At 70.9% G+C, this 12,896-nt stretch carries 11 protein-coding genes; 3 read left to right on the forward strand and 8 right to left on the reverse strand.

Translation table 11 applies throughout. The annotated features are described in order from the left end of the window. Nucleotides 1–41: 41 nt before the first annotated feature. A complete protein-coding gene (locus P8A18_RS32720) occupies nt 42–1,289 on the forward strand; it encodes an amidohydrolase (RefSeq protein WP_306060477.1) in 1,248 nt (415 codons plus the stop codon). A 61-nt stretch (nt 1,290–1,350) separates the two neighbouring features. On the opposite strand, the gene P8A18_RS32725 is transcribed toward P8A18_RS32720, so the two are convergent. From P8A18_RS32725 to P8A18_RS32745, 5 genes are all read right to left on the reverse strand, one after another. Beyond that, nucleotides 1,351–1,839 (reverse strand): flavin reductase family protein, encoded by a 489-nt coding sequence (locus P8A18_RS32725; RefSeq protein WP_306060479.1) that lies wholly within the window; start codon nt 1,837–1,839, stop codon nt 1,351–1,353. Nucleotides 1,840–1,891: 52 nt separating this feature from the next. Then, complete coding sequence (locus P8A18_RS32730; RefSeq protein ID WP_306060481.1) at nt 1,892–3,328, reverse strand: MFS transporter; 1,437 nt, start codon at nt 3,326–3,328, stop codon at nt 1,892–1,894. After that, entirely contained in the window at nt 3,325–3,795 is a 471-nt protein-coding gene (locus P8A18_RS32735; protein WP_306060483.1) for a MarR family winged helix-turn-helix transcriptional regulator, read from the reverse strand. Before P8A18_RS32735 ends, P8A18_RS32730 begins: the two co-directional genes overlap by 4 nt. Before the next feature lie 121 nt (nt 3,796–3,916). Next, on the reverse strand, nt 3,917–5,179 hold the full coding sequence (locus P8A18_RS32740) for a phosphatase PAP2 family protein (protein WP_306060485.1): 1,263 nt from the start codon (nt 5,177–5,179) through the stop codon (nt 3,917–3,919). A gap of 445 nt (nt 5,180–5,624) precedes the next feature. Beyond that, nucleotides 5,625–7,424: a cellulase family glycosylhydrolase gene (locus P8A18_RS32745; protein ID WP_306060487.1), complete on the reverse strand. Its 1,800-nt coding sequence runs from the start codon at nt 7,422–7,424 to the stop codon at nt 5,625–5,627. Between the two features lie 395 nt (nt 7,425–7,819). On the opposite strand from P8A18_RS32745, the gene argJ reads away from it, so the two are divergent. Continuing rightward, a complete protein-coding gene (gene argJ / locus P8A18_RS32750) occupies nt 7,820–9,016 on the forward strand; it encodes a bifunctional glutamate N-acetyltransferase/amino-acid acetyltransferase ArgJ (RefSeq protein ID WP_306060489.1) in 1,197 nt (398 codons plus the stop codon). A gap of 64 nt (nt 9,017–9,080) precedes the next feature. Here argJ and P8A18_RS32755 read toward each other — a convergent pair whose 3' ends face one another. The 3 genes from P8A18_RS32755 to P8A18_RS32765 form a co-directional block, all read right to left on the reverse strand. After that, on the reverse strand, nt 9,081–9,449 hold the full coding sequence (locus P8A18_RS32755) for a DoxX family protein (RefSeq protein ID WP_306060491.1): 369 nt from the start codon (nt 9,447–9,449) through the stop codon (nt 9,081–9,083). Nucleotides 9,450–9,452: 3 nt separating this feature from the next. Continuing rightward, complete coding sequence (locus P8A18_RS32760) at nt 9,453–10,061, reverse strand: TetR/AcrR family transcriptional regulator (RefSeq protein WP_306060493.1); 609 nt, start codon at nt 10,059–10,061, stop codon at nt 9,453–9,455. Nucleotides 10,062–10,139: 78 nt separating this feature from the next. Continuing rightward, the gene (locus tag P8A18_RS32765) at nt 10,140–11,030 is read right to left on the reverse strand and encodes a TIGR03620 family F420-dependent LLM class oxidoreductase (RefSeq protein ID WP_306060495.1); all 891 of its coding nucleotides are present in this window, start codon (nt 11,028–11,030) and stop codon (nt 10,140–10,142) included. 206 nt (nt 11,031–11,236) lie between these two features. On the opposite strand from P8A18_RS32765, the gene P8A18_RS32770 reads away from it, so the two are divergent. Next, complete coding sequence (locus tag P8A18_RS32770) at nt 11,237–12,796, forward strand: MFS transporter (protein WP_360461039.1); 1,560 nt, start codon at nt 11,237–11,239, stop codon at nt 12,794–12,796. Nucleotides 12,797–12,896: the final 100 nt, after the last annotated feature.

Raw genomic sequence — 12,896 nt, forward strand, 5'->3', positions numbered from 1 at the left:
AGGATACGGTGCGGGAACCGGCACGGAGGAGGGCATGAGCCATGGCCAAGACGGTGACCGCGGGACTGGCGGAGCTCCGGGAGGATCTCGCCGGCTTCTACCGGGACCTGCACCGGCACCCGGAGCTGTCGCGCCAGGAGACCCGCACCGCGGCCCTGCTGGCCCGGCGCCTGCGGGACGCCGGGTTCGACGAGGTCGCCGAGCAGGTCGGCGGCACCGGCGTGGTGGGCGTTCTGCGCAACGGGGACGGCCCGGTCGTCATGCTCCGCGCGGACTTCGACGCCCTCCCCGTCGAGGAGAAGACGGGACTGCCGTACGCCAGCACGGTCCGAGCCACGGACGGCGAGGGACACGAGGTGCCGGTGATGCACGCCTGCGGGCACGACATGCACGCCGTCTGCCTGACGGGCGCCGCCACCCTGCTCGCCGGGGCCCGCGACCAGTGGAAGGGCACCCTGCTGGTGGTGTTCCAGCCGGCCGAGGAACTGGCCGTCGGCGCCCGCGACATGGTCGGGGACGGGCTCTTCGAGCGCTTCCCGAAACCCGGCATCGTGCTCGGCCAGCATGTGGGCCCGCTGCCTGCCGGATTCATCGGCCACGGCTCCGGCCCGCTCATGGCCGCCGCCGACTCGCTGAACGTCACCCTCCATGGCAAGGGCGGCCACGGCTCCCGGCCGGAGGCGACGGTCGACCCCGTGCTGATGGCGGCGAACGTGGTCACCCGACTCCAGGGCATCGTCGCCCGCGAGGTGCCACCGGCCGAATCCGCCGTGGTGACGGTGGGGCGCCTCCAAGCGGGCACGAAGGACAACATCATCCCCGACACCGCCGAACTCGGCATCAACATCCGCGCGTTCACCCCGGCCGTACGCGACCTGGTCCGAGGCGCGATCGAACGTGTCGTGGCCGGCGAGGCACAGGCCGCGGGTGCGGTGCGGCCGCCGGAACTGCACTGGTTCGGCTCCGCACCGGCCCTCGTCAGCGACCCGGAGGCCACCGGAACGACCGTGGCGGCGCTCTCCGCGTACTTCGGCGCGGAGCGGATGCTGCCGATGCCCCAGGTGAACGCGAGTGAGGACGTCGGCGTGTTCGGTGAGACGCTCGGCGTGCCGACCGTGTTCTGGTTCTGGGGCGGGCTGGAGGCGGAGCAGACCATGGCCGCGCTCGCGCGAGGGCATCTGGACGAGCTGCCGGGCAACCACTCCCCGCACTTCGCCCCGGTCGTCGAGCCCACGCTGAGCACGGGGGTGGAGGCCCTGGTGGTCGCCGCGCTGACCTGGCTGGACTAGGGGCTGTCCCGCCAGGAATTGCGGGACAGCCCTCAGGACCTGTCGCCGGCCACCCCCACGGTCAGTCCACCGGGTGGCCCGGCGTGATACCGATCCCGTCGGACAGGGCCAGGAGCCGGAATCCCTGGTCCGCCGGGTGCCGCACCTCTTCCGGCGCGAGCAGGAATCCGACGTGGTCCCCGCCGTCGACACGATTCTCGACCAGCCCGACGAACCACGCGGGCGCCTCGTCCAGCACCGGCACCCCACCCTGCCCGGGGTGCCAGGGGACCCGCGCGAACTTGTCGGTGCGGTCACCGGTCTCACCGCCGAAGAGGCGGGCCAGGCCGTCCTGGTCCCGCCGGAGCAGATGGACGCCGAGCCGGTCGGCACGGGCGGCGACCCGGTAGGTCCGGTTCACCTTCGACAGCCACACCATGAACCGGGCAGGCCGCATCGAACACTGCGAACCGAAGCCGACCAGACAGCCGGCCCGCTCACCGCCCGCCTCCGCGGTCACCACATACATCGGACAGTCGAGCGCCTCGGTGAACGGGCCCAGGTCGGTCACGGGCGGCGGCTCCTGTCCGGGATCTGATACGCGGGAGGTGGGCGACCCCACCTCACCGGTCGGTACGCCGAGGACGATCCGGCTCGGCGGATCCGATGGCCTGCAAGGACCGGTCGGCCACGGTCACCGCCAGGAACAGCACGCTGACGGCGAGCATGAACCAGGCGAGGTGATGCAGACCCACGGTATCGATGTGATGGCCGAAGAACGCGGCATTGGCGGCGGAGGCGATGATCGCGCCGAGATAGCCGAAGGTACGCAGGAGCCCCGCCGAGGAACCCATGCGGTCGGCGTCGGCCTGATGGTAGACGGAGTTCTGCAGAGCGAGGCTGTTCAGCCCCTGGGGCACCCCGAGCACGACCACCACGGCCAGCAGCATCCACACCGGGCTGTCGGCGTGCAGCAGGAACAGCAGCGCACAGGCGCCGATCTGCCCCGCCGCCCCGACCAGCAGCTTGCCCCGGACGGCCTGGCGCCGCCCGGTGAGCGTGGACACCAGGATCGCGACGCTGAACAGGGGCAACTGCACCAGACCGGCCTGCGAAGCGGTCAGCCCGCGCCCCTCCTCCGTCCACTGGGTGTAGCCGTACAGGAAGGCGTACGTGACGACGAAACACAGCAGCGCCCTGCCGTACGTGGCGACCAGCGGCAGGTTGCTGCCGAGTACGCGTACGTCGATGAACGGCTGCCGGGCGCGCAGCTCGCGCCAGGTGAAAGCGACGCCCGCGCACACCGTCAGGACGGGCAGGTACCAGGTGCCGCCGCCCGGGTCCATGAGGAACAGCAGGAGGCAGACGAGGGCCGAGGCGAACAGGCCCATGCCCGGCAGGTCCAGGTCGCCCGCCGGATGGTGGCCCGGTTCGCGGCGCCGGGCCGGCGTCGCGGGGATACGCCGCGCGCCGAGGTACAGGCCGGCCGCCGCGAGCGGGATGTTCACGGCCAGGGTGGCGCGCCAGCCGCCGACACCGATCAGCAGACCGCCGAGGCTGGGCCCGATGACGGCGATGGTCTGGGTGGTGACGGCGAGGGCGGTGAGCACACCGGCCGGGCTCTTCTGCCCGGTGCGCCCGGCCTCGCTGCGGATGAGGTACATCGCGGCCGGATAGCCGGAGCAGGTGCCGAAGCCGAGGAGCACGCGGGCGGCGATGAGTACGCCCAGGCTCGGCGCGCACATCCCGACGACGCCCGCGACACCGGTCAGCGCGGTCCCGGCCAGGAACAGGCGGCGGGGGCCGAAGAGGTCGATCAGCCGTCCCACCACGGGCTGCCCTATGGCGGTCGCCAGATAGAGGGCGGAGATGAGCCAGGCGGTCTGCGAGGGCGGTGCGCCGAAGGCGGCGCCGATCGGTACCAGCGAGACGGAGATGATGGACGAGTTGACCGGATTGAGCACCGACCCCAGCATCATCGGGGCCAGCAGCCGCCGGTCGAAGCCGTCCGCCGGCCTGTTCGCCCCGCCGGGACGGATGCGCCGCAGAATCCCGGTCACGCCCGGATGATCCGTTCCAGCAGGGCTGTCGCGGCGAGGAGCGTACGCCGTTCCTCCTCGGTGCACTCGTCCGCCAGGGCGCGCGTGAGCCAGCCCTCGCCGGCGCGGCGGCGGTCCTCCAGGAAGGCGTGGCCCTGCCCGGTGACGAAGACCAGCTGCCGCCGGCCGTCCCCGGGGTCGGGGCGGCGGGCGACGAGGCCGCGCTCGGCCAGCACGCCGACGGTGGCGGCCACCGACTGGTGGCGGACGCGCTCGGCGGCCGCGAGATCGCTCACCGACGCCTCGCCGTCCTTGTCGAGCCGGCTGAGCACGGACGTCTGGGTCGGGGTGAGGTCGCCGGGGTCGTACGTCTCGCGCATCCGGCGTCTGAGCCGGCTGAACACCACACGCACCTCATGGGCGGCGCGCGCCGCCGATTCCGAGACTCCGTCGGCGGTGGTGCGGCTGGTGCGGGTGACCTCGTCCATGTCTCCAGGTTAGCTTGCGCAGTCCGGACTGCGGATCAGGGTGTGTGCGCCCGTACGGCGACGCGCCCGCCGGGGCAGGAGGAGTTCCTGTTCCGGCGGGCGCGGGACGTGAGCGGGAGGGTCAGGCCATTTCGGGCTGAGGTTCCAGCTTCGGGACGGGAGCGGCCTTCGGCTCCCACCGCCTGGTGGTCCGTACGTAGCCGTAAATCACCGAGCCCATGGCCAGAATGAGGAGCGGCCCGAACACCCAGGGATAGTGGGCCATTTCCAGCGAGAGATAGCGATAGGACACCAGGAGCAGCGCGAACACCGCGGTGCCGTAGGCGACGAGCCGAATGCCCGAACGGTCCCAGCCGCGGTCGTGCGCGCGCATACCCGTTTCGATCGTGAGCGTGAACACCACACCCGCGACGAGGTCGGCGCCGTAGTGGTAGCCGAAACCGAGCGTCGCGGCGAGCGTGGCCACCAGCCAGAAGGCGCCCGCGTACTGGAGGAACTTCGGGCCCTTGCGGGAATGGATGAAGATCGCGGTGGCCCAGGCCGTGTGCAGGCTGGGCATGCAGTTGCGCGGCGTGATCTCGTCGAAGGGCATGTGGTGCGGAGTCCCGATCGGCGTCGGTGTGTCCGGCCACAGGTTGGCCACCGCCCAGTGTCCGCCGTCCGCCCCGTACGCGAAGATCGGTCCGACCACGGGGAAGATCATGTAGATGGCCGGGCCGAGAAGGCCGATGACCAGGAAGGTGCGCACCAGGTGGTGACCGGGGAAACGCCGGTCGGCCGCCACATTGCGCAGCTGGTACAGCGCGACGAGGACCGCGGCCACCGCCAGCTGCGTATAGACGTAGTCGAGGAAGCGGGCGCCGACCGGGCCGGTCGCCTCGATCATCCGCCCCACGGCCCAGGAGGGGCTGCCGAGTGCGTGGTCGGCGTTCGCCATGTACTGGTCGAGCACATCGGGGCGGGTCTTGGAGGTGATGAGCAGCCAGGTGTCACCGGTCTTGCGGCCGGCGACGAGAAGCAGCCCCAGGCCGACGCCCTTCAGGAGCAGGACGCGTTCCCGGCCCGTGCGGCGGGTGACGGCGATGACCGCGACCCCCAGGATCACCCACAGCGCGCCGTTGCCGAAGAAGTGGCCTTCGGTGACGGGGGCGTCGGCCACCCACCGCACCAGCGCGATGACGACGTCGATACCGGCCGCGACGCCGACCGCGATGAACCGCTGCCGCCAGGTGAGGACCACCATCATCAAACCCATGCTGGCGTACAGCAGAAAGCCGGATTTGGGGGCGAATATCACTTCTTGGGCCTGCGTGGTGACCGGCCCCGGCAAGCCGTAGTGGCGTGCGGCGATCTCCAGCGCGACGAGGAACGCGAGTGTCACCACCGCCGCCGCCGTCCACAGTATCGCTCGCGGTTGGCGCCACGCGGCGAAGGGTATTCGGCGGTTTATTCGCGAAAACACCCGCGATGCTATAGATATCAATTCTCTGGCCGATGTCTTAGGTTTTGGTCAAATAGGTCGCTTTTCATGCCGGATGGCATGGTTGTGCGGGCGATGAGGGCGGTCGCCGGGGGTGCGATCATGCTAGCGGAGGGGGTACGGACGGGATTCGCTGGTCATCGCTGGTAGGAAGGACGCGGAATCCTGACCGGAGGTTCAGTATTGGCCGCCGAGCCATGGACGGGAAACCCCGGCCACTTCCTGGCGTGGACCCTACGTCAGCGGGTGGCGGCTGCCGAGGCGTACGTCCCGAATGAGACGTAGCCCGCCGACTGCGGGCGGGCTACGGCGCTCCCTGCGGAGCCGGGTGGGGCGCGGACGGCCGGGGTCAGGACAGGGTGCAGCTCACGGTCGGTACGCCGCCGGAGCCCGGCGTCCCCTGGAAACCGAAGGCGGTGTGGGCGCCGGCCGCGAGGCTGCCGTTGTAGTCGGTGTTCGTGACGGTGACGGCGCCCCCGCTCTGGGTGTAGGAGGCGTTCCACATGTTGGTGACCTTCTGGCTGCCCTCCCAGGTCCAGGTCACCTTCCACGACGCGGCGGCCGATGTGCCCGTGTTGGTCACGGTCACGTCCACCCCGAAGCCGGTGCCCCAGTCGTCGTTCACCGTGTAGGCGGCCGTGCAGCCGCTGTCGCCGCCGGAGCCGCCGGAGCCGGTGGTGAGGGCGGTGACGGAGGAGGAGGGCGGCGAGGTGTTGCCCGCCGCGTCACGGGCCCGGACGGTGTAGGTGTACGACGTTCCGGCGGACACACCGGTGTCGGTGTACGTGGTGCCGGTGGCCGTGCCTGCCTTGGTGGAGCCGCGGTAGATGTCGTAGCCCGTGACCCCGGTGTCGTCGGACGCGGCCGTCCAGGAGAGGGAGACGGAGGTGCCGGTGGTCGCGGTGACGGTGAGACCGGCCGGGGCGGTGGGCGCCTGCGTGTCACCGCCGCCGCTGCCGCCGCCGTTGGTGAAGTCGGGCGCCTTGATGCCGGCCAGGTAGCCGTCCTTCACCGTGTCGACCGAGGTCCAGTCGTCCTTGAGGATGCCGCCGGTGTCACCGGAGTTGGGGTTCCAGGACCAGAAGGTCCACGAGAAGCTGTCGCCCCCGTACTGATCGGTCGGCCGCAGGTAGTCGGCCAGCGCCTTCAGCCACTTCTGGTCGGTGGTGGACTGGAGCGTCGTACCGAACTCGCCCACCCACACCGGGGCGATGTCCTGCTTGAAGATGTAGCCCCAGTAGGTGTCCCAGACGCCGGGCATGTTGCCGGGGAACGAGGCGTCCTCGAACCACGGCTGCTGGGCGACACTCGTGGCGTAGTCGTGCGCCGAGTAGACGACCCGGTCCGGCACGCTGAGCTCCACCGGGTACTGGCCGACGCCCATGAGGTTGCCGCCCCACCATCCGGACACCCCGTCGAAGGTCTGCACACCTTCGACGAAGATCAGGAGGTCCGGGTTGGCGGCCAGGACCGCGTCCCCGCCGCGCTCGGCCGCCAGCCGCCAGTCCTTCGTGGTGTCGCCGCACCCCCAGCAGGCGGGGTCGTGGGGCTCGTTGTGCAGATCGATGCCGATCACCGCGTCGTTGCCCGCGTACCGGCCGGCCAGCGATGTGAGGTTGGCGAGCCAGGTGGACTCGGGCACGGCCGAGGTGTACCAGAGCGCCGACTGGCCGGCGGAGTCCGGGCGGTGCCGGTCGAGGATGACCTTCATGCCGACGCTGCCCGCGTGGTCCACGATGCGGTCCATCACCTGGAGCGAGTCGAGGCCCTCCAGGTCGCTGTTCATTCCGCCGGAATAGTTGATGCTCGCGGGTTTCGTCCCCGTGAAGATGTCGTCGCTGTAGGGCAGCCGGATGGTGTTGTACCCCAGCGACCGCATCTGGTCGATCATGCTCTTGTAGTCGCGGGACCACAGGCCGTGGGCCACGTAGTTGGCGGTCTCGAAGCCGAACCAGTTGATGCCGGCGACGCGGACCGGCCGGTTGCCGGCGTCCAGGATCTGCCGGCCGCTGGTGTGCCAGTAGCCGGAGCCGGACGAGATCTCGGCGGCGGAGACGGCCTGGGCGCCGGCGACGGGGAGAAGCAGGGCCGCCGCGGTCACCGCGGCGGTTCTGGCGGCTCTTCGGAGGGTGCGGAGAGGGTGAAGCACGGTGCTGGTTCCTCTCTCGGAGGTACGGCCCGGCGTACATGGGAGCGCTCCCACCTCGCTGTGCGCCGTACCGCCTGTGGCAGGGGGACGGGGGTGTCGCGGGCGCCTGCCGCCCCGGCCCTCCGTGGCGACGTCCCGTTGCCCGGAGATCGGGGCCGATGACCGGCGGCCCGGCGCCATCAAAGCGATAGAGCCATGGGCATGTCAATGGGCTGTCTGTCGTTCATGAGTTGAAGCCAGGGGGTGGAGTGGTCGCGGTGGAGGGTGCTGCGCCCCTTCGGGGATTCGCGGGCGACCACCCGGGTTCTGCGGGTCGGGGTGAGTGCGGCTCCCGTCGTGAGCGGGGTGGGAAAAGGGGGTGGACACCCCGCCCCCTTGCTGCAAACATATGCGTCATGACGCATGATCATGCACATACTCGGTCGGTCTTCACCGCGACCTGGCCCGAAGGCTTCCTCGCGTACACAGGGCACGGCGGGCTGCGCGAGCAGGGTGACGACATCTCGATTGTCGCCTCCGACCGCCCCGCGGTCAGTGCCGCGATGTTCACGCGGAGCCTCTTCGCCGGCCCGGCCGTGGTCCTCAGCCGCAGGCACGCCGCAGGGCGCGGTCTGCGTGCCGTGACGACCCTGGCGCAGAACGCAAACGTCGCCACGGGGCGCCAGGGCGACCGGAACGCCGCCGAGGTGGTCCGGCGCGTCGCCGCGATCCTGGCCGTCCCCGAGGGCGAGGTGCTCATCGGCTCCACCGGGGTCATCGGCCGTCCCCTGCCGATGACCACGATCCTTCCGCACTTCGACCGGACCGCCGAGCGCGGGGTCGCCGCGTTCACGGCCGGGCCGCTGGACGTCGCCCGCGCGATGATGACCACCGACACCCGCCCGAAGATCGCGGTCCGCACCGTCGGGCAGGCCCGCATCGTGGGCGTCGCCAAGGGTGTCGGCATGCTGGAGCCCGACATGGCCACGATGCTCGCCTACGTGTTCACCGACGCCGAGCTGTCCCCGGCCGACCTGGACACCGCCCTGCGCGGGGCGGTGAACCGTACGTTCAACTGCCTGAGCGTCGACACCGACACCTCCACCTCCGACACCGTCGCGGTCATCGCCAACGGCGCGGCCGGAGCGGTCGACCCGGCGCTGTTCGCCGAGGTGCTCGCCGATCTGTGCCTGGACCTCACGCTGCAACTGGCCGGTGACGGTGAAGGCGCCACCAAGCTCCTGCGCGTCACCGTCGCCCGCGCCCGCGACCACGCGCAGGCCAAGCGCATCGCCAAGAGTGTGGTGAACTCCCCGCTGGTCAAGACCGCCGTCCACGGCGCGGACCCCAACTGGGGGCGGGTGCTCATGGCCATCGGCAAGAACACCGACGACACCGACATCGTGCCGGGCGACGTCACCGTGCGGTTCGGCGACATCGAGGTGTACCCCGAGGAGCCCGAGGCGGACACCCTCGGCCGGCTCGTGGAGACCATGAGCCGGGACGAGGTCGACATCGTCGTCACGCTGGGTCTCGGCGCCGCCGAAGCGACCGTCTACGGCTGCGACTTGTCCGCCGGCTACATCCGTGTCAACGCGGACTACACGACCTGACGCGCCGGCCCGTCGCCCCGGCCGAAATTGGCCTCGGTGACGGGCAGCGGTCACGGGCCGGGTGTCACACCCGTACGAAACTGCCCACCAGTACGGCCAGTGAGACCACCAGCATGCCGAGGCAGTTCACCCAGAACGCGCTGCTCAGCGCCCGCGCCCGGATGTGCGCGGCGGCGGCCGCGAGGAAGTAGACGACGATCGCGGCCGTCGTCGTCATGGCGACACCGGGCACCCGGAAGCCGACGGCGAGCCCCACGACCGAAGCCGTCTTCGCCGTGGTCAGCACCCACCACCAGTCACGCGGCAGCCGTACGCTTTCCAGGCAGTCGGCGATGAACCGGGGCGGGCGCAGCATCATCGCCGCGTCGCCCGCCTGGATGACGAGCAGAACCACCACCGGCCAGACGGGGGAGGGGAGTTCGGAGAGCGACATCGGTCAGAGCCCTTCCTGTGCGGTGACGAACGCGGCGGTGCGCCTGATCCTCGCCGCCGTCTGCCGGGGATCGGTCGATCCCGCGGCGAGCAGCATCAGCTCACCCAGGTAGGCGGCGAACATCACCTGTGCGCCGAGCCGGGCACGCGCCTCGGGCACACCGGCGTTCACCATCGCGGCGCTGAGGTTGTCCTCGGTGAGCGTGCGCAGCGCGCCCAGGGAGGCGTTCTCGTCCTGGCCCCGGGCCAGCGTCCGGAAGTAGGCGCGCGCGAGGTCGTCGTTCTCGGCGAACAGACCCAGGAACGGGTCGAAGTAGTGGGACAGATACGCCACGGCCGACGGTGCGGCGGCCCCCGCCTCCGGGGGCTCCGGCGGGGAAGGGATGCGGTCGGCGATGGCCCGGTCGAACACCAGGCCCAGCAGGGACTCCTTGTCCCCGACCGCCATGACCGCCCCCACGGAAACCCCTGCCTCCGCCGCGATCTGACGCACCGTCGTGCTCTGGAAGCCGTGCTCCGCGAAGAGCCGCGCGGCGGTCTCCGTGATCCGGGTGGCAGTGCGCAGCTTCTGCGCCGCACGCGTTGACTGAACCTGTTCATCGAACAGGTTCACAATGTACGTACGCGGTGGCGCGCCCGCAAGAGTGGCGGCGCGCCCGGTCCGCGCCGGCGCGGACCGGGCGCCGGCCCGCTACAGCTCGTCGCCGAAGGCGTCGGCGAGTTCACGCCACTCGGCGAGCGGCAGGCCGTCCCTCTTCCCGCCGGCGGCGACCACCTGGAGCGCGACATGGTCGGCGCCCGCGTCGAAGTACTCCCGCGCCCGCGCCTTCACCCGGTCGGCGTCGCCCAGCGCGAAGAGGGCGTCCAGGAGACGGACGCTGCCACCGCCGTCGAAGTCGCTCTCCGCGAATCCGAGGCGCAGCAGGTTGTCGGTGTAGTTGGGGAGCTTCAGGTACATCGCCAGCATGGCGCGGGCCGTGGCGTGGGCGCGGTCGAGATCGGTGTCGAGTACGACGGACAGCTCGGGGGCCAGCAGCGCGCCGGGCCCGAGCGCCTCGCGTGCCTCCGCCGTGTGCGCGGTGGTGACGAGGTAGGGGTGGGCGCCCAGCGCCCTGCCCGCCGCGAGCTCCAGCATCTTCGGGCCGAGCGCCGCCAGCACCCGGTGGCCGGGTCCCACGGACGGCTCGGCGGTGTCCAGCGCGTCGAGGTAGGCCACCATCGCGCTGTACGGCTTCGCGTACTGGGGGACCATCGGGCCGTGGCTGACGCCCAGGCCGAGGACGAACCGCCCCCGGGCGCTCGCCTCGAGCGCGGCGACCCGCGCCGCGACCTCCTCGGCGGTGTGGTCCCAGATGCTCAGGATGCCGGTGGCGACGGCGGCCGTGCGAGTGGCGCCGACGATCGCGGCGGCGTCGTCGGGCGAGGGGCTGCCGCCGATCCACAGCGTCCCGTACCCCAGCGCTTCGAGCTCGGCGACCGCTTCCGCGATCGCCGCCTTCCCCGCGGCGTCCACCTTCGACGGGTGCAGCGCGCCGCTCCAGATGCCGACCCGGCCGAATACCTCATGTGTCTCAGAAGTCATGCCGGGATAAAACAGCGCCCGGCTCCCGCTATTCCCCACCGCACCCGATACGGGCCGGGATTCACCCGACAGGCCGTCATGGTGCCGTGTGCGCACCTCATGTGGGCGAGTGGCCGCGTGTGCGGGGGCGCCGCCCGGGCAACTGGCGGATATTGGATGCTCTGCGGCCCCGCAGTGTGCGTTCGCCGGACGAGGAGGTAGCTGCCGTGACAACCCCCGCCGCATCGGAGGGACCTGGAGGCAGGGAGCGACGCCCGGACGGGGGGCGCGGCGGGGGAGGAGGCCGCGATCCGCGCGAGGAGGCCGCGGCGCCGGGTGATTCCGGACTCGGCACCATCACGACGGCCGTACCGGCCCGGCTCGACCGGCTGCCGTGGTCGCGCTGGCACTGGATGATCGTCATCGGGCTCGGCACCGTGTGGATTCTGGACGGCCTCGAAGTCACGACGGTCGGTAACATCGCGAGCCGGCTCTCGGAGGACGGCTCGGGCCTCGACATCACGTCCGCGCAGGTCACCGGACTCGCCGCGGCCCTCTACGTGGCGGGTGCCTGCTCGGGGGCGCTGTTCTTCGGGTGGCTCACCGACCGGTTCGGCCGCAAGAAGCTGTTCATGGTGACGCTCGCGGTCTACCTCGCCGCGACCGCCATGACCGGTCTCTCCTTCAGCGCCTGGTGGTTCTTCCTCTTCCGCTTCCTCACCGGCTTCGGGATCGGCGGCGAGTACGCGGCCATCAACTCGGCCATCGACGAGCTGATCCCCTCGAAGTACCGGGGCCGCGTCGACCTCATCATCAACGGCAGTTACTGGCTGGGCGCGGTCGGGGGCGCGCTGCTGTCGATCGTCATGCTGAACACGGACTACTTCCCCAAGGACCTCGGCTGGCGGCTCACCTTCGCCCTCGGCGTCGTTCTCGGCTTCGTGATCCTCCTCGTGCGGCGGCATGTGCCGGAGAGCCCCCGGTGGCAGTTCATCCACGGCCACGGGGACGAGGCGGACAAGCTCGTCACGTCCGTCGAGCGGGAGATCGAGGACGAGAAGCACGAGAAGCTGCCGCCCCCGGCCGGTGAGATCACCATCCACGAACGCAGGAGCATCGGCTTCGGGCTCATCGCCAGGACCGTCTTCCGAAGCTACCCCAAGCGCGCCGTGCTCGGCCTCTCCCTCTTCATCGGGCAGGCATTCCTCTACAACGCGATCACCTTCGGCTTCGGCGCGATCCTGACGACGTTCTACGACGTGCGGAGCGGCCACACCGGCTACTACTTCGCGGTGATCGCGGCCGGCAACTTCATCGGACCGCTCGTGCTCGGCAAGCTGTTCGACACGATCGGGCGGCGCATCATGATCGCCGGTACCTACATCCTGCCGGGCATCCTGCTGTTCATCACGGCCTGGCTCTTCGACCGGGGCTCGCTGACCGCCAACACCCTCACCGCGTGCTGGTGCGTCGTCCTGTTCTTCGCCTCGGCGGGCGCGAGCAGCGCGTACCTGACGGTCTCCGAGGTCTTCCCGATGGAGACGCGGGCCATGGCCATCGCCTTCTTCTACGCGGTCGGTACCGCCGTCGGCGGGATCAGCGGCCCCCTGATCTTCGCCGACCTCACCGAATCGGGGGTCCCCGGCGACACGGCCCTCGCCTTCTCCATCGGCGCGGCCCTGATGTGCGCGGCCGGGATCGTCGCGGCTTTCCTCGCGGTCGACGCCGAGCAGCGCTCCCTGGAGGACATCGCGACGCCGCTCTCGCAGACGGCGTCCGGCACCTGAGCGACGCCGGGGGCCCGTGACGACCGCTCAGCTCCGGGCCCAGGTGACCCCGGCGCCCAAAACCGGTTGTGCACCGCCCTCATGGTGATGTCGGATCGGC

This window comes from Streptomyces sp. Mut1, from assembly GCF_030719295.1.
Classification (GTDB): Bacteria; Actinomycetota; Actinomycetes; order Streptomycetales; family Streptomycetaceae; genus Streptomyces; species Streptomyces castrisilvae.